Genomic DNA, 26,996 nt, shown 5'->3' on the forward strand with positions numbered 1-26,996 from the left:
ACGCGCTCGCGTGCCGTTGCGCAACCAGGCCCGCCGGCGCTCAGGCGGCCAGCAGCTGCCTCAGCACGAACGGGAGAATGCCCCCGTGCCTGTAGTAGTCGACCTCGATCGGCGTGTCGATGCGCAGGCGCACCGTCACCTCCTGGTGCGTGCCGTCGGCGCGGTGGACGACGATCTTCACATCCATCTGCGGCTTGAGCTCGCCGCCGATCACCACGTCGATCTTCTCCTCGCCGGTGAGGCCCAGGCTTTCCCATGAATCGGCACCGCGGAACTGCAGCGGCAGCACGCCCATGCCGACCAGGTTGGCGCGGTGGATGCGCTCGAAGCTGCGCGCCACCACCGCCTTGATGCCCAGCAATTGCGTGCCCTTGGCCGCCCAGTCGCGCGAGGAGCCGGTGCCGTATTCCTCGCCGCCGAAGATCACGGTGGGCACGCCCTGCTCGATGTACTTCATCGCCGCGTCGTAGATGAACATCTTCTCGCCGCCGGGCTGGAACAAGGTCACGCCGCCCTCCTCGCGCGAGCCGTCCGGACCGGGCGGGATCATGAGGTTCTTGATGCGCACGTTGGCAAAGGTGCCGCGCATCATCACCTCGTGGTTGCCGCGCCGTGAGCCATAGCTGTTGAAGTCGGCCTTCGAAACGCCGTGGGCCTTGAGCCAGATGCCGGCCGGCGAGCTTTCCTTGATCGCGCCGGCGGGCGAGATGTGGTCGGTGGTGATCGAATCGCCGAACAGCGCCATGATGCGCGCGCCGGTGAAGCCCGCGTCCGACGCGTGCGGCTGCATCTTGAAGCCGTCGAAGAATGGCGGCTTGGCAATGTAGGTCGACGTCGGCCAGTCATAGACCTGGCCTGCGGTGCCCTTGATGCTGCTCCACAGCTTGCCGGGGTTCTCCTGGATCTGCTCGTAGTTCTTGCGAAAGGCCTTGGCGTTCATCGCATAGTGCAGGTTCTCGTCGATCTCCTTGGAACTGGGCCAGATGTCGCCCAGGTACACGTCCCTGCCCTTCTTGCCCTTGCCCACCGGCTGGGTCATCAGGTCGACCATGACGTTGCCGGCGATCGCGTAGGCCACCACCAGCGGCGGCGAGGCCAGGAAGTTGGCCTTGAGATTCGGATGGATGCGGGCCTCGAAGTTGCGGTTGCCCGAAAGCACGGCGGCAGCCACCAGGTTGTTCTTCGTGATCACCTCGTTGATCTCGGGCGCAAGGTCGCCTGCATTGCCGATGCAGGTGGTGCACCCGTAGCCGGCCAGGTAGAAGCCCAGCTTCTCGAGGTAGGGCAGGAGGCCCGCCTTCTCGAGGTACTCGGTCACGATGCGCGAACCCGGCGCCAGCGAGGTCTTCACGTGCGGCTTGACCTTGAGACCTGCCTCAACCGCCTTCTTGGCCAGCAGGCCTGCTGCCAGCAGCACGCTGGGATTGGAGGTGTTGGTGCAGGAGGTGATGGCAGCGATCAGCACGTCGCCGTTCCCGATGGTCACCGCATTGTTCGGCGCATGGGCCGTCGTGGCGCCGACATGCGCGGCCTCGGCGGTCGGCTTGTTGGCCACCATCTCGACCATCGGCGCCGGCGCGCCGGGCCGAGGTTCGGCGGGCGCCTCCTCGGCCGTCTCGCCGTGCTGCGACAGCGGGTAGCGCGCCTTGAGCTTTTCGGCAGGCTGATTGAAGCCGTTGGCCTCGTTCGGCTTGCTGTAGAGCTCGGAGAACTTGGTCGCCAGGTGGCCGAGGTCGATGCGGTCCTGCGGACGCTTGGGGCCGGCCACGCTGGGGGTGACGGTGCCGAGGTCCAGCTTGACGACCTTGGTGTAGTTGAGCTCGCCGGGCGCGGGCATGCCGAACAGGCCTTGGGCCTTGTAGTAGGCCTCGAAGCGCTCGATTTCCTTGTCGGTGCGTCCCGTGCCCCGGAAATACTCGACCGTCATCTCATCGACAGGGAAGAAGCCCATGGTTGCGCCGTACTCGGGCGCCATGTTGCCGATGGTCGCACGATCCGGAACGGGGATGGAAGCGGCGCCGGGGCCGAAGAACTCGACGAACTTGCCCACCACCTTCTCGCTTCGCAGGATGTTGGTGACGTAGAGCACCAGGTCGGTGGCCGTCACGCCCTCTCGCAGCTTGCCGCCGAGCTCGAAACCCACCACGTCGGGCGTGAGCATGTAGACCGGCTGGCCCAGCATCGCGGCCTCGGCCTCGATGCCGCCCACACCCCAGCCCACGACGCCGATGCCGTTGATCATGGTCGTGTGGCTGTCAGTGCCCACCAGCGAATCGGGGTAGTAGACCGGCGTGTCGCTCGTGTCCTGCGGGCTCTTGTAGACGCCGCGCGCGAAATATTCGAGGTTGACCTGGTGCACGATGCCGAAGCCCGGCGGCACCACCCCGAAGGTGTCGAAGGCCTGCATGCCCCATTTCATGAACTGGTAGCGCTCGTTGTTGCGCTGGAATTCCAGCTTCATGTTGAGGTCGAGCGCCTTGGGCGTCCCATAGTAGTCCACCATCACCGAGTGGTCGACCACCAGGTCCACCGGTACCAGCGGCTCGATGGTCTTGGGTGACTTGCCGAGCGACTGGGCCACGCTGCGCATCGCGGCCAGGTCGGCCAGCAGCGGCACGCCGGTGAAGTCCTGCAGCACCACCCGCGTCACGACGAAGGGGATTTCGTCGGTGCGGTCCGCGTTGGGCGCCCAGTTGGCGAGCTGCTCGACATGCTCGGGCGACACCTTCTTGCCGTCGCAGTTGCGCAGTACCGACTCGAGCACGATACGGATCGAGACCGGCAGCTTGTCGACGTTCGGATATTGCCTGGCGAGTTCCTTGAGCGACCAGTATTTGCCGGCCTTGCCCGATGCAGTCTTGAAGGTCTTGAGCATGGGGGCGAAAGCGTGCGCCGGTTCTCTGGCCATGAGGAACTCCTTGGGGATTCGTGGAAGCACCTCAAAGATAGCAGGGTTCGATGACAAGGTGAGGCTCGCATGCTCGATGACCTGGGAGGTCATGGGCGCCGCGCGCCGCTTCACTAGGATAGTGCCCATGAGCCTGCACCCGACGCCGCCCACCGCCGCCGATTCCTTTGGCGCCCACCTGCGCCACTGGCGCCAGCACCGCCGCCTCAGCCAGCTCGACCTGGCGCACGAGGCCCAGGTGTCGACCCGGCACTTGAGCTATGTCGAGACCGGCCGCGCCGAGCCCAGCCGCGAGATGGTGCTGCGCCTTGCCGAGCGGCTCGAGGTGCCGCTTCGCGAGCGCAACACGCTGCTGGTAGCGGCCGGCTATGCGCCGATGTACCGGCAGCGCTCGCTGGACGACCCGGCCTTGGCGCCCGCCCGGCAAGCGGTGGATCTGGTGCTCAAGGGCCACGAGCCCTTCCCGGCGCTGGCAGTCGACCGGCACTGGAACCTGGTGGCGCACAACGCGCTGGTGCCCCTGCTGATGGAAGGCGCGGCGCCCGAGCTGCTGGCTCCTCCCGTCAACGTCTTGCGGCTCAGCCTGCATCCCGATGGGTTGGCGCCGCGCATCGCCAACCTCGCCCAATGGCGCGCCCACTTGCTGGAGCGGCTGCAGCAGCAGATCGCGGCTACCGGCGATGCGACATTGGTCGCGCTGCACGACGAGCTCGCGGCCTACCCCGCGCCGCGGGTCAGCCACGACTCCCCGGCCAGCAACAGCGAGCTCGCCGGCGTGGCCGTGCCCTTCCAGTACGTGACGCCGCATGGCGTGCTGAGCTTCATCAGCACGACGACCATCTTCGGCACGCCGGTGGACGTCACGCTGCAGGAGCTGGCAGTGGAGTCGTTCTTTCCGGCGGACGCCTCGACCGCCGCCGCGCTGGCCGCGATGGCGCAGCAGGTGGCGGGCTGACGACGGTCGGCGGCGGACGACAAGGGAACGCGGCTTTTCGCGTCGCGGTCCGCGCTCCGCGGGCGTCTAGCGTGACGGTCTTTCACCTCATCGGAGATGCCCATGCCCACCACCGACCAGCACGCCAAGCTCTGGGACCTGATCAAGGACACGCGCTACGGCATGCTGACCCACCGCCATGGCGATGGCCAGCTGCACAGCCACCCTCTCACCACCCAAAGCAAGAACCTGGAGGAAGGGGGGACGCTCTACTTCTTCATTCCCCGGGACGGGGAGATCGCGCGCCACGTCGCGAGCGACCCGATGGTCAACGTGTCATACGCCAACACGGACAAGGACAGCTATGTCTCCGTGGCCGGACAGGCCGCCCTCGTCGAGGACCAGGCCAGGAAGGAAGCGCTTTTCAACACCATGTCCAAGGCCTGGTTCCCCCAAGGACCCACGGATCCCAACCTGGGCCTGCTGGCGGTCAGCATCGTCGAGGCCGAATACTGGGACGTGAAGGACAGCAAGATGGTCCAGCTGATGAAGATGGCAGCTTCGGCCGTCACCGGAAATCCGCCAAGGCAAATGGCGGAGCACGAGAAACTCCGGGGCGGCTGACGACAGGAAGCGCGGGGACGCGCAAAAGAAAGCCCGCCTGGGAGAGGCGGGCTGGGCTGGAATGGCTGCGGGTCAGGCGGGGACCTTGGCCGCGACCTCCGTGTAGTCCTCGATCTTGTCGAAGTTGAGGTACTGGTAGATCTGGTCGCTCGCCGCGTCCAGCACGCCGGTGCTGGCCATGTATTCCTCCCTGGTCGGGATGCGACCCAGGCGCGAGCAGATGGCGGCCAGCTCGGCGCTGCCCAGGTACACGTTGGTGTTCTTGCCCAAACGATTGGGGAAGTTGCGCGTGCTGGTCGACATCACAGTCGCGCCCTCGCGCACCTGCGCCTGGTTGCCCATGCACAGCGAGCAGCCCGGCATCTCGGTGCGCGCGCCCGCGTTGCCGAACACGCCGTAGTGGCCTTCCTCCGTCAGTTGCTGCGCGTCCATCTTGGTCGGCGGCGCGATCCACAGCTTGACGGGGATGTCGCGCTTGCCTTCCAGCAGCTTGGAGGCGGCGCGGAAGTGCCCGATGTTGGTCATGCAGGAGCCGATGAACACCTCGTCGATCTGGGCGCCTGCCACGTCCGACAGCGTCTTCACGTCGTCCGGATCGTTGGGACAGGCCACGATCGGCTCGTGGATGTCGGCCAGGTCGATCTCGATCACGGCGGCGTACTCGGCGTCGTCGTCGCCCTTGAGCAGCTGCGGGTCCTTCAACCAGGCTTCCTGCGCCGCGATGCGGCGCGCCAGCGTACGTGCGTCGGCATAGCCCTCGGCGATCATCCAGCGCATCAGCGTGATGTTGCTGTTGATGTACTCGATGATCGGTTCCTTGTTCAGGTGCACCGTGCAGCCGGCCGCCGAGCGCTCGGCCGAAGCGTCGCTCAATTCGAAGGCCTGTTCCACCTTCAGGTCCGGCAGGCCCTCGATCTCGAGGATGCGGCCCGAGAAGACGTTCTTCTTGCCCTTCTTTTCGACCGTCAGCAGGCCCTGCTTGATGGCGTAGAGCGGGATCGCGTTGACCAGGTCGCGCAGGGTCACGCCGGGCTGCATCTTGCCCTTGAAGCGCACCAGCACCGACTCCGGCATGTCCAGCGGCATCACGCCGGTGGCGGCTGCGAAGGCCACCAGGCCCGAACCGGCCGGGAAGCTGATGCCGATCGGGAAGCGAGTGTGGCTGTCGCCGCCGGTGCCGACCGTGTCGGGCGTCAGCAGGCGGTTGAGCCAGCTGTGGATCACGCCGTCGCCCGGACGCAGCGAGACCCCGCCGCGCGTGGAGATGAAATCGGGCAGCTCGTGGTGCATCTTCACGTCGACCTTCTTCGGATAGGCCGCCGTATGGCAGAAGGACTGCATCACCAGGTCGGCGCTGAAGCCCAGGCAGGCCAGGTCCTTGAGCTCGTCGCGCGTCATAGGGCCGGTGGTGTCCTGGCTGCCGACAGAGGTCATCTTCGGCTCGCAGTAGGTGCCGGGGCGGACCCCCAGCCCCTCCGGCAGGCCGCAAGCGCGGCCGACCATCTTCTGGGCCAGCGAGAAACCCTTCTTGGTGTCGACGGGGCTGACCGGCAGGCGGAACAGCGTCGAAGCCGGCAGTCCCAGCGCCTCGCGCGCCTTCGCGGTGAGGCCGCGGCCGATGATCAGCGGAATGCGGCCGCCGGCACGCACCTCGTCGAACAGCACCTCGCTCTTGACCTTGAACTCGGCAATGACCTTGCCGTCCTTCAGCGCCTTGCCCTCGTAGGGGCGCAGCTCGACCACGTCGCCCATCTCCATCTGGCTCACGTCGAGCTCGATGGGCAGCGCGCCGGCATCTTCCATCGTGTTGTAGAAGATCGGCGCGATCTTGGTGCCCAGGCAAACGCCGCCGAAGCGCTTGTTGGGAATGAACGGGATGTCCTGGCCGGTGAACCAGAGCACCGAATTGGTGGCGCTCTTGCGCGAGGAGCCGGTACCGACCACGTCGCCCACGTAGGCGACCAGGTGGCCCTTCTCCTTGAGCGACTCGATGAACTTGACCGGGCCGCGCTTGCCGTCTTCCTCCGGCGTGATGCCGGGGCGGGCGTTCTTCAGCATCGCGAGCGCGTGCATCGGAATGTCGGGGCGCGTGGTGGCATCGGGCGCGGGCGAGAGGTCGTCCGTGTTGGTCTCGCCGCTCACCTTGAAGACGGTAATGGTGAGGCTCTGCGGCACTTCCGGCCGGCTGGTGAACCACTCGGCATCGGCCCAGCTCTGCAGCACGGCCTTGGCGTTGGCGTTGCCCTTGTCGGCCTTTTCCTTGACGTCGTGGAACTGGTCGAACATCAGCAGAGTCTTCTTCAGCCCCTCGGCCGCGACACCGCCCACCTCGGCATCGTCGAGCAGATCGATCAGCGGGCTGATGTTGTAGCCGCCCAGCATGGTGCCCAGCAGCTCGGTCGCATGGGTGCGAGAGAGCAGCAGGCTCTTCTCGCTGCCGTGGGCCACCGCCGCCAGGTAGCTCGCCTTGACCTTGGCCGCGTCGTCTACGCCGGCCGGCACGCGGTGCGTGAGCAGGTTCAGCAGGAACTCGCCGTCCTTGGCGGTCGCGGTCTTCATCAGTTCGATGACTTCGCTGGTCTGCTTGGCCGACAGGGGCAGCGGCGGGATGCCGAGCGCGGCGCGCTCGGCGACATGGTCAACGTAGGCTTGCAACATTTCTTCTCTTCTCCGAGATCGGGAACCGGTGTGGCGGCCGAAGCAAAAGGCGGGCCGCCGGCGCCTTGGTTTGCCGTGGCTTACTTCTTGGGCGCGTCAGCGCCGTCGAACAGGCTCTTGGGCGGGTTCTTCTTCATGTCTTCCGCGACCACCGATTGCTCGTTGGCCTGGCATTCGTCGGCCAGCCGCAGGCCCTGCTTCTGGCTCATCAGCATCGACTTGTTGCCCAGCTGAAGCCACATCGCTTCGGCCTTCGGGTCCTCGAGACGAATCGCGCCGGTGCGGCTGTTGACCGGGTGCATGAAGTACTTCGTGCTGCCATGCGTGACGATGAAGAAGCCGGGCTTCTTCTGGCTGCTCTCGATCGCCACGCTGGCACCGAGTTCGCACTTGATGGTGCCGGTGAGCACGCGCTTGGAGACCTCCAGGTCTTCGGATGAGAGGACGACGTCGGACTCTTCACTGATGGGCTTGGCTTCCTCGAGCTTCTTGATGACGCGCTTGGGCACCACCTTCTGCGTCACTTTCTTGGCGGACTTCGCGGCCCGCTCCTTGAGCGGCGGCTTGGCCGCGGAATCCTGCGCCAGTGCCGACAGCGGCAGGGCAAGCGCCACGGCGGCGATAAGGGCAATCTTCTTCATGGGTGTCTGTTCCTTGTAGGAGGTGTGGTTTTCAGGAGGACGCCGCCGCAAACCATCCTTGCGCCTCCGGCGGCAGCGCACGGCCGGTGGCATGCGCACGCGAAAGTACCTGCCAGAAGTGGCGATAGCTCGCGCGGTCGTGCAATGTGCCATCAAAACTGACCGGCGCCCAATTGGCAGCGGCTGCGGACGCTATGATTTTTGTAGCCATTTGAATCTGCCGCTCGTCGGGCGCGAAGGCCTCGAGGATGGGGCGGATCTGGTTCGGATGGATGCTCCACATGCGCGTGTAGCCGAATTCGCTGGACGCTCTCCTGGCGGCGGCGCGCATCGCGTCGACGTCGTTGAACTCGGTCACCACGCAGTGCGAAGGCACCTTGCCATGCGCATGCGCGGCAGCGGCGATCTCGAGCTTGGCGCGCACCACCAGCGGATGAGTGAACTGGCCCGCCGCGCCCATGCCCTCGGCAGGAATCGCGCCGCCATGGGCCGAGACGAAATCCATCAGGCCGAAGCTGAGTGACTGCACGCGGGGATGGGCCGCGATCTCGAAGGCCTGGTGCACGGCGAAAGGCGACTCGATCAGCACGTGGAGCGGCAAGGCCTCTGCGCCGACAGCGTTGAGCGCCTGCACGGCCTGGCGCACATCGTCGACCGATTCGACCTTGGGCACCATCAGGTGGCTCAGGCGGTGGCCGGCGCGCCCCGCAATGGTGACCACATCGCCGGCGAAGGCCGGGTGGTCGACCGGGTGCACGCGCACCCCCACGCGCATGCCGGGGGCAGCGGCCAGGGCGAGCTCGGTGACCAGGGCAGCGTGCTCGGCCTCGCCGCCCACGGGGGCGCCGTCCTCGCAATCGAGGGTGACATCGAACACGCAGGCGCCGAATTCCTGCGCCATCTCGGCCTGCAGCGAGAGGCTCTTGCGCATGCGCGCCTCTACGCCGCTGTAGTGGTCGCACACCGGCAGCACCACGGCGCCGGCCTGCGCGCCGAGCAGCACTTCCTGCGGATGGACGGATTCGGTCATTGGACTACCTTCGCCTTCGGCTGCAGTGCCATGAGCCTTCGAACGGCCGGGCGGCTCATGACTTTCGTTGGGCAACGATGAACATGCGCGGAAAGGCCAGTAGCCGCTTGCCATCGGCGCGCGCGGGATAGGCGGCTTCCACACGCCGCTCGTACGCGGCCAAATAGCTCGCCTGCAGATCGGCCGGCAGCCGGTCGACGAAGGGCTTGAGGCCTGTACCGCGCACCCATTCGACGATGGCGGCCGCCGAAACCATGGGATGCTGGTAGGCAGTACGCCAGACGTCGACCTGCACCGCCTCGGGCGCCAGCAGGTCGTAGTAGCCGGCCAGCGCCAGCAGCAGGGTCCGCAGCCGGTCAGCATCGCCGATGGGCTCGGCCCACGGCGCCTCGGCCGCGACTTCGCGCATCAGCCGGTGTGTGGGCTCCTCGCGGTTGTCGGGCATCTGGATGGCGAGCACCCCGCCCGGCGCCAGGGCGGCGAACAGGCGCGGGATCAGCGTCTCGTGACCGGGCACCCATTGCAGCGAGGCATTGGCATAGATGAGATCGGGCGGCGACCCGGGCTGCCAGCTCGCGATGTCGCTGAGCTCGAAGCGCGCCGCCGGCAGGCGCTCGCGCGCACTCTTCAGCATCGCTTCGGAGTTGTCGGTACCGATGACCTCGGCACCGGGGAATCGCTGCACCAGCAGCTCGGTGGAATTGCCGGGCCCGCAACCCAGGTCGACGACGCGGGTTGCCGAGGACAGCGGAACCCGCGCCAGCAACTCCTGCGCGGGGCGCGTGCGCTCGTCCTCGTAACGACGGTAGAGCGCGGGGTTCCAGTCGAGCATGCTGGTGACTGACCGACGAGGTGGAACTCAGAGCAGGTGGGCGACGCCGGCCTGCTCGTCCTGCAGTTCCTTCAGGGTCTTGTCGATGCGTTCCTGGCTGAACTTGTCGATTTCCAGGCCTTCGACCAGCTTGTATTCGCCGTTCTCGGTGGTGACCGGGAAGCCGAAGATCACGTCCTTCGGAATGCCGTACTGGCCATCGGAAGGGATGCCCATCGTGACCCACTTGCCGTTGGAGCCCAGGGCCCAGTCGCGCATGTGGTCGATGGCGGCATTCGCGGCCGAGGCGGCCGACGAAAGGCCGCGTGCCTCGATGATGGCGGCGCCGCGCTTGCCCACGGTGGGCAGGAACACGTCGGCATTCCAGACCTGGTCGTTGATGAGGTCCTTGACGCTCTTGCCGCCGACGGTGGCGAAACGGTAGTCGGCGTACATCGTGGGAGAGTGGTTGCCCCAGACGGTGAGCTTCTCGATGTCGCCCACGGCCGTGCCGGTCTTGGCGGCAATCTGGCTGGCGGCGCGGTTGTGGTCCAGGCGCAGCATGGCGGTGAAGTTCTTGCGCGGCAGGCTGGGCGCACTCTTCATCGCGATGTAGGCGTTGGTGTTGGCCGGGTTGCCGACCACCAGCACCTTGACGTTGCGGCTGGCGACCTGGTCCAGGGCCTTGCCCTGGGCGGTGAAGATCTGCGCGTTGGCGGCCAGCAGGTCGGCGCGCTCCATGCCGGGGCCGCGCGGGCGGGCGCCGACGAGCAGCGCGTAGTCGGCGTCCTTGAAGGCGACCAGCGGATCGCCGGTGGGGACCACGCCCGCCAGCAGCGGGAAGGCGCAGTCCTCGAGCTCCATGATCACGCCCTTGAGCGCCTTCTGCGCTTTCTCGTCCGGGATCTCGAGCAGTTGCAGGATGACCGGCTGGTCCTTGCCGAGCATCTCGCCGGAGGCGATGCGGAACAGCAGGGCGTAACCGATTTGGCCGGCGGCGCCGGTGACGGCAACGCGAACAGGCTTTTTGCTCATGGGAAAACTCCAGGAAAGGTGAAAACGGTGCGCGGTCGCGGTTGCGGGCGCGGAGGTCGGGGCCGGGCGATGCGCCCGGTCGCATAGGCCGGCTTGGATTTTATGCCGATTTGCGCTTTGGATGGCGCCAGTCTTGTGTCTTATATAAGATGTCGGGCGAAACACGCTGCCGTGGCGCACCCCGCCTGCCAATGACCACCTCCACTATCGCGCTTGCCGAGTCGGCGACGCCCTCGTTCAGCCCGCTCTACCAGCAGATCAAGTCATTGATCCTGCAGAGCCTGCACGCCGGCGAATGGAAGCCGGGCGAGCCGATCCCGAGCGAGATCGAACTGGCCGCGCGCTTCCGCGTGAGCCAGGGCACGGTGCGCAAGGCCATCGACGAACTCGCGGCCGAGAACCTGGTGGTGCGCCGCCAGGGCAAGGGCACCTTCGTCGCTACCCACGCCGAACAGCATGTGCAGTACCGCTTCCTGAAGCTGGTGCCCGACAGCGGCGACGTCGACAGCGAGGGCCCTGCCGAGCGCGAGATCGTCGACTGCAGGCGGCTGCGCGCGAGCGCCGACGTCGCCCGCCTGCTCGCGCTGCGCACCGGCGACGCGGTGCTGCAGGTACGGCGCGTGCTCGCCTATCGCGGCACGCCCACCATCCTGGAAGACCTCTGGCTGCCCGGCGCGCCCTTCAAGGGCCTCACGGCCGAGCGGCTGATGGCCTGGCACGGCCCGATGTACGCGATGTTCGAGACCGAGTTCGGCGTGCGCATGGTGCGCGCCGAGGAGAAGATCCGCGCCGTGCTGCCTGACGAGGCGCAGGCCGCGCTGCTTCGCGTCAGCACCGCCACGCCGCTCCTGAGCGTGGAACGCGTTGCCCATACGTACCACGACACGCCGATGGAGCTGCGCCGCGACCTCTATCGCACCGACACGCACCACTACCGCAATGAACTCGGCTGAGCGCATTCGCGCTGCAGTCCATGACGGCCGCGACACATCAACATCCGAGCGCCGCGCTGCGGTGACAGTTCGGCATCAGTCGCCCGATGGTGCATTGCAATAGAATTTTGCGTTGTTTGCATTTCCGCCAAAGAACAAGCCGCCCCCTCTAAAAATTCTGAAAGCCCACATGACAGAGCTGGCCACACCTCCCCGATCCCAGCGGCGCGAGTTCCGCAACATCAACGCCTTCACCGACCTCACCACCTACCGGCTGCCACCGGCGGGCCTCGTGTCGATCCTGCACCGCGTGAGCGGCGCGCTGATGTTCCTGCTGCTGCCCTTCGTGATCTGGATGTTCGACACGTCCGTGTCTTCCGAGTACTCCTATGCCCGCTTCAAGGCCGCCTTCAACAGCGGCCTTGGTTTCGTTCCGGGCTGGTTCCTCAAGCTGGTGGCGCTCGCCTTGATCTGGGCCTACCTGCACCACTTCATCGCCGGCCTTCGCCATCTCTGGATGGACGTGAGCCACGCCGCGGTGAGCAAGGAATTCGGCCAGAGCTCGGCCATCGCGACGCTGGCCATCAGCATCGTGCTGACCGTCGTGCTCGGTGCGAAGCTGTTCGGTCTTTATTGATTTGCGGGTCAGATCTTCAGCTCTGACCCCACCTGATTGGGAAACTGACTCATGTCTGTGAACTACGGCTCCAAGCGCATCGTCGTCGGCGCGCACTACGGTCTGCGCGACTGGCTCAGCCAGCGCATCACCGGCGCCCTGATGGCGCTGTTCACCATCATCCTGCTGGCGCAGGTGCTCTTCACGCGCGGGCCGATCGGCTACGACGCGTGGGCCGGCATCTTCGCCTCGCAATGGATGAAGGTGCTCACCTTCGTGGTGATCGCCTCGGTGCTCTATCACGTGTGGGTCGGCATGCGCGACATCTGGATGGACTACGTCCAGCCGGTCGGCATCCGTCTCGTCTTGCAGGTTTTCACGATCGTCTGGCTTGTGGCGTGCGCGGGTTGGGCCATTCAAGTGCTCTGGAGAATCTAAGCGCCATGTCCTCCTATACCAAAGAACAAATCACCAAGCGCAAGTTCGACGTCGTCATCGTCGGCGCCGGCGGATCCGGCATGCGGGCCTCGCTGCAGCTGGCGCGCGCGGGCCTCAACGTGGCCGTGCTCTCGAAGGTCTTCCCGACTCGCTCGCACACCGTGGCCGCCCAGGGCGGCGTGGGCGCATCGCTCGGCAACATGAGCGAAGACAACTGGCACTACCACTTCTACGACACGATCAAGGGCTCCGACTGGCTCGGCGACCAGGACGCGATCGAATTCATGTGCCGCGAGGCCCCGAAGGTGGTCTACGAGCTCGAGCACTTCGGCATGCCCTTCGACCGCAACCCGGACGGCACCATCTACCAGCGTCCCTTCGGCGGCCACACGGCCAACTACGGCGAGAAGCCGGTGCAGCGTGCCTGCGCCGCGGCCGACCGCACCGGCCACGCGATGCTGCACACGCTCTACCAGAAGAACGTGGAAGCCCGGACCCAGTTCTTCGTCGAATGGATGGCGCTCGACCTGATCCGCGACGCCGAGGGCGACGTGGTGGGCGTGACCGCGCTCGAGATGGAAACCGGCGACCTGCACATCCTGCAGGCCAAGACCGTGCTGCTGGCGACCGGCGGCGCGGGCCGCATCTTCGGCGCCTCGACCAACGCCTTCATCAACACCGGCGACGGCCTCGGCATGGCTGCGCGCTCAGGCATCCCGCTGCAGGACATGGAGTTCTGGCAGTTCCACCCGACGGGCGTGGCTGGCGCCGGCGTGCTGCTGACCGAGGGCTGCCGCGGCGAAGGGGCGATCCTCATCAACAGCAACGGCGAGCGCTTCATGGAGCGCTACGCGCCGACCCTGAAGGACCTGGCGCCGCGCGACTTCGTCTCGCGCTCGATGGACCAGGAGATCAAGGAAGGCCGCGGATGCGGTCCGAACAAGGACTACGTGCTGCTCAAGATGGACCACCTGGGGGCGGAGACCATCCACAAGCGCCTGCCTTCGGTGTACGAGATCGGCGTCAACTTCGCCAACGTCGACATCACCAAGGAGCCGATCCCGGTAGTGCCAACCATCCACTATCAGATGGGCGGCATACCCACCAACATCCACGGTCAGGTCGTGGTGCAGAAGGGCGAGGACAACAGCGCCGTGATCAACGGCCTGTATGCAGTGGGTGAATGCTCCTGCGTGAGCGTGCACGGCGCCAACCGCCTGGGTACCAACTCGCTGCTCGACCTGCTGGTGTTCGGCCGCGCGGCCGGCAACCACATCGTCGAGTTCAACGACAAGCACCGCGAGCACAAGCCCCTGCCTGCCGACGCCGCCGACCGCACGCTGGAGCGCCTGAACCAGCTCGAGGCCTCGACCTCGGGCGAGTACGCGCAGGACGTGGCGGGCGAGATCCGCTCGGTGATGCAGAAGCATGCCGCCGTGTTCCGCACCCAAGCCTCCATGGACGAAGGCGTCCAGAAGATCGCCGCCGTGCGCTCGCGCGTCGCCGACGTCACGCTCAAGGACAAGTCGCGCATCTTCAACACGGCACGCATCGAGGCATTGGAAGTCGACAACCTGATCGAGGTGGCGCAGGCCACGATGGTCTCGGCCGCCGCGCGCAAGGAATGCCGCGGCGCCCACACGGTGGAGGACTACGAGCGCCCGGCGGACGATCCCGTGGCGCCGCTGGGCCGCGACGACGCGAACTGGATGAAGCACACGCTCTGGTACAGCGAGGACAACCGCCTGTCGTACAAGCCCGTCAAGCTGCAGCCGCTGACGGTCGACTCCGTGCCGCCCAAGGTCCGCACGTTCTAAGAACACATCACAAGGTTTTCACGATGAAGCGCACATTCCAGATCTACCGCTACGACCCGGACAAGGACGCCAAGCCCTACATGCAGACAGTGGAGGTCGAGCTCGACGGCCACGAGCGCATGCTGCTCGATGCCCTCATGAAGATCAAGGCGCAGGATCCGTCGCTGTCCTTCCGCCGCTCCTGCCGCGAGGGCGTCTGCGGCTCGGACGCGATGAACATCAACGGCAAGAACGGCCTGGCCTGCCTGACCAACATGAACACGCTCAAGGGCACGGTGGTGTTGAAGCCGCTGCCAGGCCTGCCGGTGATCCGCGACCTGATCGTGGACATGACGCAGTTCTTCAAGCAGTACAACTCGATCAAGCCCTACCTCCAGAACGACACGGTGCCGCCCGAGAAGGAGCGTCTGCAGTCGCCCGAGGAGCGCGACGAGCTCAACGGCCTGTACGAGTGCATCCTGTGCGCGAGCTGCTCGACCAGCTGCCCGAGCTTCTGGTGGAACCCGGACAAGTTCGTCGGGCCAGCCGGCCTGCTGCAGGCCTACCGCTTCATCGCCGACAGCCGCGACGAAGCGACCGCCGAGCGCCTGGACAACCTCGAAGACCCGTACCGCCTGTTCCGCTGCCACACGATCATGAACTGCGTGGACGTGTGCCCGAAGAGCCTGAATCCCACCAAGGCCATCGGCAAGATCAAGGAACTGATGGTGCGCCGCGCCATCTAGCCATTTGTGCGAACCCCATGCAATCCGCCGCCGACCTCGACCAGCCGATCAGCGAACGCGCGCTGAGCAAGCTCAAGTGGCGTTGCCGGCGCGGCTTGCTCGAAAACGACCTGTTCATCGCCCGCTTCTTCGAGTTGCATGAGCAAGGTCTGACCTGCGGGCAGGCGCAGGCCATGGAGACATTGATGGACCTGTCGGACAACGATCTGCTCGACCTCTTGCTTCGAAGAAAGGAGCCCGAGCCCGGATGGGCCGGCGCCGAAGTGATCGAACTGTTGCAGCTGATGCGTACCGAGGGCGCGCACCCCCTCTCATCTTGATCATTTTTTGAAAGACACTCGCAATGAAAGCATCCGACACCAAAGCCACCCTGTCGTTCAGCAACGGCGGACAGAGCGTCGAGCTGCCGATCTACAAGGGCACGATGGGGCCCGAAGTGATCGACATTCGCAAGCTCTATGCCCAGACCGGCATGTTCACGTACGACCCGGGCTTCATGTCGACAGCCTCGTGCGAATCGGCCATCACGTACATCGACGGCGACAAGGGTGAGCTGCTCTACCGCGGCTATCCGATCGAGCAGCTCGCGACCAATTGCGACTTCCTCGAGACCTGCCATCTGCTGCTGTACGGCGAGCTGCCGAACGAAGGCGAGAAGGCCGCCTTCACCAAGCTGGTGACCAACCACACCATGGTCAACGAGCAGATGCAGTTCTTCCTGCGCGGCTTCCGCCGCGACGCGCATCCGATGGCCATCATGACGGGCTTGGTCGGCGCGCTCTCGGCCTTCTATCACGACAGCACGGACATCAACAATCCGAAGCACCGCGAGATCGCCGCGATTCGCCTGATCGCGAAGATGCCGACGTTGGTGGCCATGGCCTACAAGTACACCATCGGCCAGCCGTACATGTATCCCAAGAACGACCTCAGCTACGCGGGCAACTTCTTGCACATGATGTTTGCGACGCCATGCGAGGAGTACAAGGTCAGTCCGGTGCTCGAGCGCGCGCTCGACCGCATCTTCATCCTGCACGCCGACCACGAGCAGAACGCCTCGACCTCCACCGTGCGCCTGTGCGGATCGTCGGGCACCAACCCGTTCGCCGCGATCGCGGCCGGCGTGGCCTGCCTCTGGGGCCCGGCCCACGGCGGCGCCAACGAGGCGGCGCTCAACATGCTCTACGACATCCAGAAGGCCGGCGGCGTCGACAAGATCGGCGAGTTCATCAAGCAGGTCAAGGACAAGAGCTCGAACGTGAAGCTGATGGGCTTCGGGCACCGCGTGTACAAGAACTACGATCCGCGCGCCAAGTTGATGCAGGAAACCTGCCGCGAGGTGCTCGGCGAACTGGGCCTGGAGAACGACCCGCTGTTCAAGCTGGCCATGGCGCTAGAGAAGATCGCCCTCGAGGACGAATACTTCGTCTCGCGCAAGCTCTACCCGAACGTGGACTTCTACTCGGGCATCGTGCAGCGCGCAATCGGCATCCCGGTGCCGCTGTTCACCGCCATCTTCGCGCTGGCCCGCACGGTAGGCTGGATCGCCCAGCTCAACGAGATGATCGGCGACCCCGAGTACAAGATCGGCCGCCCGCGGCAGCTCTTCGAAGGCTCGCCCAAGCGCGACGTACAGCCCATCAGCAAGCGCTGATCGTTCGCGGCGCTCACGCGGGAAAGCTGCCCTCGGGCAGCTTTTCTGCGTTTTGGCTGACACACGGCATCGAGCGGGGGGCGCACGCTGCGTAGCACTTTTTAACGAAGGAGTTATGCCATGAAGAAGCTTGCCGCACTGTTTGCCGTTGCGTTCACCCTGGCTGTGCCGCTGGCCGGCTGCAATACCTGGAAGGGCGCTGGCCAGGATGTGCAGAAGGCTGGGGAAAAGATGGAAGACGCGGGGAAGAAGCGGCAATAAGCCCGACGGTGCCCGCGATTGCACATCGCATGCGGGTACCCGTGTCATCGCGCATCGCGATGACCCCACACTAAAAACCAGCGGAAAATAGAGGCCTCCATCTCCTTACGAGATGCCAGTGCCTCTCCATGATTTCATCCGAACGCAGCTTCGCTCGCCGCATCGACCTCACGTCGCTGCAGTTGTTCGTGGCCGTTTGCGAGCTCGGCAGCATCGGCCGGGCGGCGGAACGCGAATTCATCGCCGCTTCGGCGATCAGCAAGCGGCTGTCGGACTTGGAAGCCACCCTTGGCACGCCCCTGCTTTACCGCCACGCGCGTGGCGTCGACCTGACGCCGGCGGGCGAGAGCCTGCTGCACCATGCACGCTCGGTGCTCTACAGCCTGGAGAAGATGCAGGGCGAACTGAGCGAATACGCCGACGGTGTGCGCGGCCATGTGCGCGTGCACGCCAACATTTCGGCCATCGTGCAGTTCCTGCCCGAGGACCTGGGCGCCTTCACGCGCGAGCACGACGCCATCAAGATCGACCTCGAGGAGCATCTCAGCAGCGAAGTGGTGCGCGCGGTGCACGAAGGCGCGGCCGACCTCGGCATCTGCCACATGCCCGAGGGCGCAAACGAGTTGCAGAGCCTGCTCTATCGACATGACACCCTGATGCTGATCGCGCCCCCCGGGCATCCGCTCGCCGGCCGCGGTGCGATCGACTTCGCCGATTCGCTGGCCTTCGATCACGTCGGCCTGCACACCAACAGCTCCATCTACGTAGCGATGCACCAGGCGGCGCTGGCGGCCGGCCGCACCATCAAGCTGCGCATCCATGTCACCGGGCTTGACGCCATGTGCCGCATGATCGAGAACGGCCTGGGCGTCGGCGTGATGCCGCAACGCGCCTTCGAGCTGATGCAGGGCGGCATCGGTCGTGGGCTGAGCAGCATTGCGCTCAAAGACGCCTGGGCCGCACGCGAGATCCGGCTGGTGGCACGCGACTTTTCCACACTGCCGGTCGCGGCGCGCACCCTGGTCAAGCACCTGCAGGCGCCCGACGCGGCGGCTGATCCGCTGGCGGCCTGAGGCCGGATAGGCAGACAATTCCCTCCCCACGAAAGAGACCATCACCATGGCACGCACGCTCTACGACAAGCTCTGGGACGAACACGTCGTCCACACCGAGGAAGACGGCACCTCGATCCTGTACATCGATCGCCACCTGGTCCACGAAGTGACCAGCCCTCAGGCCTTCGAGGGGCTGCGCGAGGCAGGCCGCAAGCTGTGGCGCATCAGCTCGGTGGTCGCGACCGCCGACCACAACACGCCCACCACGCACTGGGAGCGCGGCTACGACGGCATCGAGGATCCGATCAGCAAAGAACAGATCACAACTCTGGACACCAACATCAAGGAGTTCGGCGCAGCCGCCTTCTTCCCCTTCCTTAGCAAGCGCCAGGGCATCGTCCACGTGATCGGGCCCGAGTCGGGCGCCACGCTGCCGGGCATGACCGTCGTGTGCGGCGATTCGCACACTTCCACGCATGGGGCCTTCGGCGCGCTGGCGCACGGCATCGGCACCAGCGAGGTCGAGCACGTGATGGCCACGCAGACGCTGCTGGCGAAGAAGGCCAAGAACATGCTCGTCAAGGTCGAGGGCAAGCTCGCGCCCGGCTGCACCGCCAAGGACATCGTGCTGGCCATCATCGGCCGCATCGGCACGGCAGGGGGCACCGGCTACACCATCGAGTTCGCCGGCTCGGCGATCCGCGATCTCAGCATGGAAGGCCGCATGACAGTCTGCAACATGGCGATCGAGGCCGGCGCGCGCGCCGGGCTGGTGGCGGTGGACGAGAAGACCATCGCCTACATCCAGGGCCGGCCCCTGGCGCCGACCGGCATCGAATGGACCCAGGCGGTCGAGTACTGGAAGACGTTGCAGTCTGACCCGGGCGCGCATTTCGATACCGTGGTCGAGCTCGACGCGACGCAGATCAGGCCCCAGGTCACCTGGGGCACGTCGCCCGAGATGGTGGTGCCCGTGGATGGCCGCGTGCCGGACCCCGACAAGGAAAAGGATGCGAGCAAGCGCGGCGCCATCGAGCGCGCCCTGAGCTATATGGGCCTCGAGCCGAACAAGGCCATGAACGACATCTTCATCGACAAGGTCTTCATCGGCTCGTGCACCAACAGCCGCATCGAGGACATGCGCGAGGCCGCTGCCATGGTCAAGAAGCTGGGCCAGAAGGTCGCGAAGAACGTCAAGCTCGCGATGGTGGTGCCTGGCTCCGGCCTTGTGAAGGAACAGGCCGAGCGTGAAGGCCTGGACCAGATCTTCAAGGCCGCAGGCTTCGAATGGCGCGAGCCCGGTTGCTCGATGTGCCTGGCGATGAACGCCGACCGGCTGGAGCCCGGCGAGCGCTGCGCCTCGACCAGCAATCGCAACTTCGAAGGCCGGCAGGGCGCCGGCGGCCGAACCCATCTCGTGAGCCCGGCCATGGCCGCGGCAGCCGCGGTGCACGGCCATTTCGTCGACGTTCGCCAATTCGCCTGAGGAGCCAAGACCATGCAGAAATTCACCGTCCACAAAGGCCTCGTGGCACCGATGGATCGCGAGAACGTCGACACCGACGCCATCATTCCCAAGCAGTTCCTGAAGTCGATCAGGAAGACCGGCTTCGGCCCCAACCTGTTCGACGCCTGGCGCTACCTCGATCCGGGCGAGCCGGGCCAGGATCCGGCATCGCGCAAGCCCAACCCCGACTTCGTGCTCAACCAGCCACGCTATGCGGGTGCCTCCATTCTGCTGGCACGCCAGAACTTCGGCTGCGGCTCCTCGCGCGAGCACGCGCCCTGGGCACTCGACCAGTACGGCTTCCGCGCCATCATCGCGCCGAGCTATGCGGACATCTTCTTCAACAACAGCTTCAAGAACGGGCTGCTGCCCATCGTGCTGTCCGAGTCGCAGGTGGCCCAGCTCTTCGACGAGACCTTCGCCTTCCCGGGCTACAGCCTGACCATCGACCTCGAGCGCCAGGTCGTGGTCAAGCCCGACGGCAGCGAGATCGCCTTCGATGTGCAGGCCTTCCGCAAGTACTGCCTGATCAACGGACTGGACGACATCGGCCTGACCCTGCGACACAAGGACAAGATCCAGGCCTTCGAGGCCGAGCGCCTGGCCCGGAAGCCCTGGCTGGCACACCAGCTGATCGGCTGAACCCTTTCCATTTCTTCAGAACGACTTCATGAAAATCGCAGTTCTTCCCGGTGACGGCATCGGCACCGAAATCGTGGCCGAGGCCATCCGCGTGCTCGACACGCTGGACCTGTCCTTCGAGATGGAAACCGCCCTGGTCGGCGGCGCGGGCTACGAAGCCCACGGGCATCCGTTGCCAGAATCCACGCTCAAGCTGGCCAAGGAGGCTGACGCGGTGCTGTTCGGCGCCGTGGGCGACTGGAAGTACGACAAGCTGGAGCGCTCGCTACGGCCCGAGCAGGCGATCCTCGGCCTGCGCAAGAACCTGGGCCTGTTCGCCAACTTCCGCCCGGCGATCTGCTACGAGCAGTTGGTCGACGCCTCCAGCCTCAAGCCCGAACTGATCGCGGGCCTGGACATCCTGATCATCCGCGAGCTCACCGGCGACATCTACTTCGGCCAGCCACGCGGCCGCCGCACGGCACCAGATGGCCATTTCCCTGGCTCCGAGGAGGCCTTCGACACGATGCGCTACTCCCGCCCGGAGATCGAGCGCATCGCCCATGTCGCCTTCCAGGCCGCGCGCAAGCGCAGCAAGCGGGTGACCAGCGTGGACAAGGCCAACGTGCTCGAGACCTTCCAGCTCTGGAAGGACGTGGTGAGCGAAGTGGGCAAGGAATATCCCGACGTCGAGCTCGACCACATGTACGTGGACAACGCCGCGATGCAGCTGGTCAAGGCGCCCAAGAAGTTCGATGTGGTGGTCACGGGCAATATGTTCGGCGACATCCTCTCCGACGAGGCGGCCATGCTGACCGGCTCGATCGGAATGCTGCCCTCGGCCTCGCTCAATTCGAGCAACCAGGGCCTCTACGAGCCTAGCCACGGCAGCGCCCCCGACATTGCGGGCAAAGGGGTTGCCAATCCTTTGGCTACAATCCTGTCCGCTGCCATGATGCTCCGCTTCTCCCTGAACCAAGCCGAGGCTGCCGACCGGATCGAGTCGGCGGTCAAGCACGTGCTGGCGCAGGGCCTGCGGACGGCGGACATCTGGTCGGAGGGCACGACCCGAGTCGGCACGCGCGAGATGGGCGACGCCGTGGTGGCAGCCATCACCAAAAAGACGATTACCGGCTAACCGCAGCCCGTTTCGTCATGCCCTTCCCGGCTCTGACGAGCCGGGTGCCAAAAAAGACGACTTTCTTTTTTCACAAGGGCAAACTGAAAAATGGCGAACGCAACTCAACCTCTGGTCGGTCTCGTCGGCTGGCGCGGCATGGTCGGCTCGGTCCTGATGGACCGCATGCAGGCTGAAGGCGACTTCCAACTGATCGAGCCGCTGTTCTTCTCCACCTCCAACGCCGGCGGCAAGGCCCCGGCGATGGCGAAGAACGAGAGCACCCTGAAGGACGCGCACGACATCGAGGCGCTCAAGAAGTGCGACATCGTCATCACCGCCCAGGGCGGCGATTACACCAGCGCAGTCTTCCCCAAGCTGCGCGCCGCGGGCTGGAACGGCCACTGGATCGACGCCGCCTCCACCTTGCGCATGAACGATGACGCCATCATCGTGCTCGACCCGGTCAACCTGCCGGTGATCCAGAAGGCGCTCGCCAAGGGCGGCAAGAACTGGATCGGCGGCAACTGCACCGTCAGCTGCATGCTGATGGGCGTCGGTGCCCTCTACAAGGCCGGCCTGGTCGAATGGATGACCAGCATGACTTACCAGGCGGCCTCGGGCGGTGGTGCCCAGCACATGCGCGAGCTCCTCGCACAGTTCGGTAGCCTGCACGGCGAGGTGCGCGCGCTACTGGACGATCCGAAGTCTGCCATCCTCGAGATCGACCGCAAGGTGCTGGCCCGCCAACAATCCCTGAGCACCAGCGAGACCGCCAACTTCGGGGTGCCGCTCGGTGGCAGCCTGATCCCATGGATCGACAAGGACCTGGGCGACGGCACCAGCAAGGAAGAATGGAAGGCCGGCGCAGAGACCAACAAGATCCTCGGCCAGGGTGCAGCTTTCGGAACTGCCGCCACGCCGGTCGACGGCTTCTGTGTGCGCGTCGGCGCGATGCGTTGCCACAGTCAAGCGCTGACCTTCAAACTCAAGAAGGATGTGCCCCTGGCGGACATCGAGGCGCTGATCGCCAACGACAACGCCTGGGCCAAGGTGGTGCCGAATACCCGCGAATCCACGATGCGGGACCTGACTCCAGTCGCGGTGACCGGCACGATGAACATCCCCGTCGGCCGCTTGCGCAAGCTTGCGATGGGCCCAGAATACCTGGGTGCCTTCACCATCGGCGACCAGTTGCTGTGGGGAGCGGCGGAACCGCTGCGGCGCATGCTGCGCATCCTGCTCGAGGCCTGATGCGGCGTCGGGCGCTCTCCGGGGTGCCCGACGTTGCGATGCAGCAACGCAAAAATGGCGCCGAAGTTGGCACGCACTGGGTAGATAAGGCCTGTCGCCTTGTCAGTGCGGGGCGATGATGTTAACGTCCTCTTACACTTTTGGGCCCAATTGCCCTCTACCAGCATGACACGACATCCGTTGCCTGCGGCCCGACTCTCGGCCATTTGCCCGACCTCGCGCCTTCCCGCCCGCGGCCAACTCTCCCTGCTCTGTACGGCGGTGGCTTTCGGACTGGGGCTGGTGAGTGTCGACGCCGCCGCGCTGGCGCTCGGGCGGCTCAATGTGCAGTCGGCCCTGGGCGAGCCCCTTCGGGCCGAGATCGAGGTCACCGAGATCGCCCGGGGCGAAGCGGACGGGCTCAAGGTCAACATTGCTCCCGCCGAGGCCTTCAATGCCGCCGGCGTCCCCTACAGCGCGGTGCTGGCCGATGTAAGGACCAGCCTGCAGCGCCGGGCCGACGGGCGCTACGTGGTGCGTCTCACCAGCAACCGCATGCTGAGCGAGCCCTTCATCGACCTGCTGGTCGAGGCCAACTGGAATTCCGGCCGCGTCGTGCGCGATTACACGGTTCTGCTGGATCCGCCAAGGAGCCGCACCGCCACCGCAGCCGCGCCGATCGCACCCACCGCCCCGCAAATCAGCGCGACGCCCGCGCCGCGCAGCGCCCCGGCAGTCACGCAGGCGCCCTCGCGCCGCGCGCCCGCTGCAGCTGAGACTGCTCCGGCTGCGCCCGCCGAGAGCGAGCGCAGCGTGCGCACAGGTTCGGGCGACCAGCAGGTGACGGTCCGGCCCGGCGATACCGCGAGCAAGATCGCGGGCGCCTACAAGTCGGCCGATGTATCGCTGGACCAGATGCTGGTGGCCCTGCTGCGGGCCAACCCCACTGCCTTCATCGGCGGCAACGTCAACCGCATGAAGGCTGGCGCCGTACTCGACGTGCCGAGCGCCGCGCAGGCGGCCGCCGTTCCCGGCGACGAGGCCAGGCGCACGGTGACGGCGCAGAGCCGGGATTTTGGCGAGTACCGCCGCCGCTTGGCCGAGAACGCCCCAGCCTCGCAGGTCGCCGAGGCAGACCGGCAGGCCAAAGGCCAGTTGCAGGCCAACGTCGAGGACCGCAACGCCGCGAATGCAGCCGCCGACAAGCTGCGCGTCAGCCAGGGCGGCGCGGGCCGGCAAACCGAGGAGCAGCTGGCCCGGAGCCGCCAAGCCCAGGAAAGCAGCACGCGCGTCGCCGAACTGTCGAAGAACATCGAAGAACTGAACAAGCTGCAAGCCGCGAGCGGCAGCCCGCCGGCCGCCGCAGGAACGCCGCAGTCAACGGCCCCTGCTGCCGCCGTTCCCTCGCCCGCTGCACCCGCGACGGCGGCACCGGGCGCCACGCCGGCACCCGGCGCTGCGGCGGCCCCCTCGAGTCCGGCAGCGCCCGCCCTGCCGGCAACGCTTGCACCAGCCGCGAATGCGCCGACTGCACCCACCGCCGCGCCGGCGCCCGCGCCCGATGCAGCCGCTTCCGCCACCGCCACGGCACCCGCCCCTGCGCCAGCGCTGGCGGCGGCCGCCGCCAAGGCCCCGGCGCCCGCTCCTGCTCCCGCTCCCGGCTTCTTCGACGAACTGCTCGCGAATCCGCTGATCCTCGGTGGCGCCGCGCTGATCGCGCTGCTGGTCGGCTTCCTGCTGTACCGCGTCCTGGGCCGCAAGCGTCGTGAAGCCGGCGAGAGCGTGTTCCTCGAAAGCCGCATCCCCAAGGACTCCTTCTTCGGCGCCAGCGGCGGCGAGTCGGTGGACACCAAGAACCGGGGCAATTCGGTCGTTTCCTCGCTGTCCTATTCGCCCAGCCAGCTCGACGCCGGCGATGTCGATCCGGTGGCCGAGGCCGACGTCTACCTGGCCTATGGCCGCGACCTGCAGGCCGAGGAAATCCTGCGCGAAGCCCTGCGCGTGACTCCCGAGCGCACCGCCATCCACCTCAAGCTGCTCGAGATCCACGCCAAGCGGCGCGACCTGCGCGCCTACGAGGCCCTCGCCTCGGACGTGCACAAGCTGACCGGCGGCACCGGCAGCGATTGGAACCGCGTGGCGGAAATGGGCAAGGAGTTGGACCCCGGCAATCCGCTGTACGAATCGGGTGGCCGGAATGTCACGTCCGCGGAAGCCGCCGCCTTCGCCGGCACCCTGGCTGCCGCCACGGCAACACCAGCAGCGCCAATTGCCGCGCCGGCACCGGCTCCAGTGGTCGCCGCGCCGCCCCCGGCCTTCGTGCCTTCGGTCGCCCCGCTGGATTTCGATCTGGACCTGACCAAACCCCCGGCGCCCGCTCCCGTCAGCGCCAGCTTGCCGCAGACGCAGATCCAGGTGCCCGCCCAGACGCCGCGTACCGCGTTGAAGAATGGAAGCCATTCAGGGCCCACCGCCCCGACCGCCAAGCTCGACCTGCACAACGACTTCGACACCGCCCCGGGGGTCCTCGAAGCGACCACGGTCCGCGCCCCGCTGACCTCGGAAGAAGACATGACCCAGCCGGCGACCCTGCGTGCCGGCCTGCCGGGCGACTCCGGCTTCATCGAGTTCGACATGAGCTCCATGGCCGGGCTGCGCGCCCCCGCCGACACCGAGCGCGGCCGCCTGGAACCCCTGGCCGAGGAAAGCGGCGAAAGCCCCCATGCCATCAAGTTGTCGCTGGCGCGCGAATTAAAGGCGCTCGGCGATGTCGAAGGTGCCCGCTCGCTGGTCGAGGAAGTGGCCGCCGAGGGCTCGGGCGATGTAAAGGCCGAAGCCAAGCAACTGCTCGGCCAACTGCGCTGAGCGGCGTGCTGGCGCCGATCCCCCGGTGAGGCTGGCCCTCGGCGTCCGCTACCAGGGCCAAGCCTACGAGGGCTGGCAGAGCCAGCTTTCGGGCCGCACCGTCCAGGACAAGCTGGAGGCCGCGCTGGGCCGCTTCGCCGACCAGCCCATCTCCACCTTGTGCGCCGGGCGCACCGACGCCGGCGTGCACGCGCTGATGCAGGTGGTGCACTTCGACACCTCGATCGAGCGCCAGCCCGTCTCCTGGGTCCGCGGCACCAATCGCTTCCTGCCGGACGACATCGCCGTGCAATGGGCGCAGCCCGTGCCCGGCCAGTTCCATTGCCGCGCCAGCGCCCTGACGCGGCGCTACCTCTACGTGCTGTCCCAGTCGCCGGTGCGCCCGAGCCTGGACGCAGGCCGGGTCGGCTGGTCCATCCACCCGCTCGACGGCGATGCGATGCGCGCCGCTGCGGCCATGCTGCTGGGCCGGCACGACTTCAGCTCATTCCGGGCCTCGGCCTGCCAGGCGCTGTCGCCCGTCAAGGAGCTGCGGCGCATCGAGATCACGCGGCGGGGCATGAACGACCGCTGCCGTTGGCACTTCGAATTCGAGGCCGATGCCTTCCTGCATCACATGATCCGCAACATCATGGGCTGCCTGGTCCGCATCGGCCATGGCAAGGCCCAGCCGGAATGGATGCGCGAAGTGCTGCAGGCGCGCAGCCGCCTGGTCGCCGCGCCGACCTTCTCGCCCAACGGCCTCTACTTCCTCGGACCGCTCTACGACGCCGGATGGGGTCTTCCGCCCGAGGCGACTCTGCAGACGGGCGGCGCTGCGTATGATGGCCCGCCATGAGCACTGCCGGCCGTACGCGCATCAAGATCTGCGGACTTACGCGCGAGCAGGATGTCGATGCAGCGGTCGAAGCGGGTGCCGACGCCGTGGGTTTCGTGCTCTATCCAGCCAGCCCGCGCGCGGTAACCGCGGACCGCGCGCGCCAGCTCGCCTCGCGACTGCCGCCTTTCGTCACGCCAGTCCTGCTGTTCGTCAACGAGCCGGCGCCTGCGGCGCTGGCAGCCCTGCAAGGCGTGCCCGGCGCCATGGCCCAGTTCCACGGAGATGAGTCTCCCGAGCAATGCTGGGATGCGAGCGGCCGCGGTGCCCACCACTTCATGCGCGCAGCCCGCATTCCGCTCGGCGCTGCCGGCGTCGGCTTCGACCTCGTAAAATACGTCTCCGATTACTCCCACGCCCTGGCCATCCTGCTCGACGCCCATGTCGAAGCCTATGGCGGTGGCGGCAAGGCATTCGATTGGTCACTTCTTCCACCCGCCGTCGACGCTCACCTCGTCTTGAGTGGTGGGCTCGCACCTGCAAACGTGGGCGATGGCATTCGCCGGCTGCGCACGGCCGCGAAGTCGCTGGCCGTTGACGTGAGCTCCGGCGTCGAGGCCGCCAAAGGCATCAAGGACGCCGCGAAGATCCGCGAATTCGTGGCCGCCGTACGGGCGGCCGATGCATTGACCTAGCG

Annotated in this window: 24 protein-coding genes; 18 read left to right on the forward strand and 6 right to left on the reverse strand. The window is 66.4% G+C overall.

The genetic code is table 11. The features are described from left to right. Positions 1-40: 40 nt before the first annotated feature. On the reverse strand, positions 41-2,908 hold the full coding sequence (locus E5P3_RS23345) for an aconitate hydratase (protein ID WP_162588128.1): 2,868 nt from the start codon (positions 2,906-2,908) through the stop codon (positions 41-43). A gap of 127 nt (positions 2,909-3,035) precedes the next feature. Between E5P3_RS23345 and E5P3_RS23350 the strand changes: the two genes are divergently transcribed. Continuing rightward, entirely contained in the window at positions 3,036-3,863 is an 828-nt protein-coding gene (locus E5P3_RS23350; RefSeq protein ID WP_162588129.1) for a helix-turn-helix domain-containing protein, read from the forward strand. Between the two features lie 102 nt (positions 3,864-3,965). Further along, positions 3,966-4,466, forward strand: coding sequence for a pyridoxamine 5'-phosphate oxidase family protein (locus E5P3_RS23355; protein ID WP_174263092.1), 501 nt, complete (start codon positions 3,966-3,968; stop codon positions 4,464-4,466). Between the two features lie 72 nt (positions 4,467-4,538). Here the strand turns inward: E5P3_RS23355 and acnB are convergent, their stop codons facing one another. The 5 genes from acnB to E5P3_RS23380 all read right to left on the reverse strand — a co-directional run bounded on the left by acnB (position 4,539) and on the right by E5P3_RS23380 (position 10,641). Beyond that, a complete protein-coding gene (gene acnB, locus E5P3_RS23360; RefSeq protein WP_162588131.1) occupies positions 4,539-7,124 on the reverse strand; it encodes a bifunctional aconitate hydratase 2/2-methylisocitrate dehydratase in 2,586 nt (861 codons plus the stop codon). A gap of 80 nt (positions 7,125-7,204) precedes the next feature. Beyond that, positions 7,205-7,765, reverse strand: coding sequence for a hypothetical protein (locus tag E5P3_RS23365; protein WP_162588132.1), 561 nt, complete (start codon positions 7,763-7,765; stop codon positions 7,205-7,207). 31 nt (positions 7,766-7,796) lie between these two features. Beyond that, on the reverse strand, positions 7,797-8,795 hold the full coding sequence (locus tag E5P3_RS23370; RefSeq protein ID WP_162588133.1) for an HpcH/HpaI aldolase/citrate lyase family protein: 999 nt from the start codon (positions 8,793-8,795) through the stop codon (positions 7,797-7,799). A 55-nt stretch (positions 8,796-8,850) separates the two neighbouring features. Further along, the gene (gene tam, locus E5P3_RS23375; RefSeq protein WP_162588134.1) at positions 8,851-9,627 is read right to left on the reverse strand and encodes a trans-aconitate 2-methyltransferase; all 777 of its coding nucleotides are present in this window, start codon (positions 9,625-9,627) and stop codon (positions 8,851-8,853) included. A gap of 27 nt (positions 9,628-9,654) precedes the next feature. Next, positions 9,655-10,641 carry a malate dehydrogenase gene (locus tag E5P3_RS23380; RefSeq protein WP_162588135.1) on the reverse strand — a complete coding sequence of 329 codons (987 nt, stop codon included), beginning with the start codon at positions 10,639-10,641 and terminating at the stop codon, positions 9,655-9,657. Between the two features lie 191 nt (positions 10,642-10,832). Here E5P3_RS23380 and E5P3_RS23385 point away from each other — a divergent pair, with 191 nt between their 5' ends. The 16 genes from E5P3_RS23385 to E5P3_RS23460 all read left to right on the forward strand — a co-directional run bounded on the left by E5P3_RS23385 (position 10,833) and on the right by E5P3_RS23460 (position 26,994). Further along, a complete protein-coding gene (locus E5P3_RS23385; RefSeq protein WP_162588136.1) occupies positions 10,833-11,594 on the forward strand; it encodes a GntR family transcriptional regulator in 762 nt (253 codons plus the stop codon). A gap of 169 nt (positions 11,595-11,763) precedes the next feature. Next, entirely contained in the window at positions 11,764-12,210 is a 447-nt protein-coding gene (gene sdhC / locus E5P3_RS23390) for a succinate dehydrogenase, cytochrome b556 subunit (RefSeq protein WP_162588137.1), read from the forward strand. Between the two features lie 51 nt (positions 12,211-12,261). Continuing rightward, entirely contained in the window at positions 12,262-12,627 is a 366-nt protein-coding gene (sdhD, locus tag E5P3_RS23395) for a succinate dehydrogenase, hydrophobic membrane anchor protein (protein WP_162588138.1), read from the forward strand. Between the two features lie 5 nt (positions 12,628-12,632). Continuing rightward, positions 12,633-14,444 carry a succinate dehydrogenase flavoprotein subunit gene (gene sdhA / locus E5P3_RS23400; RefSeq protein WP_162588139.1) on the forward strand — a complete coding sequence of 604 codons (1,812 nt, stop codon included), beginning with the start codon at positions 12,633-12,635 and terminating at the stop codon, positions 14,442-14,444. Between the two features lie 23 nt (positions 14,445-14,467). Continuing rightward, positions 14,468-15,169: a succinate dehydrogenase iron-sulfur subunit gene (locus E5P3_RS23405; RefSeq protein ID WP_162588140.1), complete on the forward strand. Its 702-nt coding sequence runs from the start codon at positions 14,468-14,470 to the stop codon at positions 15,167-15,169. Between the two features lie 17 nt (positions 15,170-15,186). Further along, positions 15,187-15,489: an FAD assembly factor SdhE gene (locus E5P3_RS23410; RefSeq protein WP_162582167.1), complete on the forward strand. Its 303-nt coding sequence runs from the start codon at positions 15,187-15,189 to the stop codon at positions 15,487-15,489. Between the two features lie 23 nt (positions 15,490-15,512). Next, the gene (gene gltA, locus E5P3_RS23415) at positions 15,513-16,823 is read left to right on the forward strand and encodes a citrate synthase (protein WP_162588141.1); all 1,311 of its coding nucleotides are present in this window, start codon (positions 15,513-15,515) and stop codon (positions 16,821-16,823) included. Positions 16,824-16,943: 120 nt separating this feature from the next. Continuing rightward, the gene (locus tag E5P3_RS23420; RefSeq protein WP_162588142.1) at positions 16,944-17,084 is read left to right on the forward strand and encodes an entericidin A/B family lipoprotein; all 141 of its coding nucleotides are present in this window, start codon (positions 16,944-16,946) and stop codon (positions 17,082-17,084) included. A 128-nt stretch (positions 17,085-17,212) separates the two neighbouring features. Next, the gene (locus E5P3_RS23425) at positions 17,213-18,157 is read left to right on the forward strand and encodes a LysR substrate-binding domain-containing protein (RefSeq protein ID WP_162588143.1); all 945 of its coding nucleotides are present in this window, start codon (positions 17,213-17,215) and stop codon (positions 18,155-18,157) included. Between the two features lie 46 nt (positions 18,158-18,203). Then, the gene (gene leuC / locus E5P3_RS23430) at positions 18,204-19,625 is read left to right on the forward strand and encodes a 3-isopropylmalate dehydratase large subunit (protein ID WP_162588144.1); all 1,422 of its coding nucleotides are present in this window, start codon (positions 18,204-18,206) and stop codon (positions 19,623-19,625) included. Positions 19,626-19,637: 12 nt separating this feature from the next. Continuing rightward, a complete protein-coding gene (gene leuD, locus E5P3_RS23435; RefSeq protein ID WP_162588145.1) occupies positions 19,638-20,288 on the forward strand; it encodes a 3-isopropylmalate dehydratase small subunit in 651 nt (216 codons plus the stop codon). 28 nt (positions 20,289-20,316) lie between these two features. Next, a complete protein-coding gene (gene leuB / locus E5P3_RS23440) occupies positions 20,317-21,405 on the forward strand; it encodes a 3-isopropylmalate dehydrogenase (protein ID WP_162588146.1) in 1,089 nt (362 codons plus the stop codon). A 90-nt stretch (positions 21,406-21,495) separates the two neighbouring features. Beyond that, entirely contained in the window at positions 21,496-22,638 is a 1,143-nt protein-coding gene (gene asd, locus E5P3_RS23445; RefSeq protein ID WP_162588147.1) for an aspartate-semialdehyde dehydrogenase, read from the forward strand. A 282-nt stretch (positions 22,639-22,920) separates the two neighbouring features. Next, a complete protein-coding gene (locus E5P3_RS23450) occupies positions 22,921-25,482 on the forward strand; it encodes a FimV/HubP family polar landmark protein (RefSeq protein ID WP_332107390.1) in 2,562 nt (853 codons plus the stop codon). Between the two features lie 25 nt (positions 25,483-25,507). Next, on the forward strand, positions 25,508-26,320 hold the full coding sequence (gene truA / locus E5P3_RS23455; RefSeq protein WP_162588149.1) for a tRNA pseudouridine(38-40) synthase TruA: 813 nt from the start codon (positions 25,508-25,510) through the stop codon (positions 26,318-26,320). Continuing rightward, the gene (locus E5P3_RS23460; protein WP_162588150.1) at positions 26,317-26,994 is read left to right on the forward strand and encodes a phosphoribosylanthranilate isomerase; all 678 of its coding nucleotides are present in this window, start codon (positions 26,317-26,319) and stop codon (positions 26,992-26,994) included. The genes truA and E5P3_RS23460 overlap by 4 nt, the downstream gene beginning before the upstream one ends. Positions 26,995-26,996 lie beyond the last annotated feature (2 nt).

This window comes from Variovorax sp. RA8 (assembly GCF_901827175.1).
Lineage (GTDB): Bacteria > Pseudomonadota > Gammaproteobacteria > Burkholderiales > Burkholderiaceae_C > Variovorax.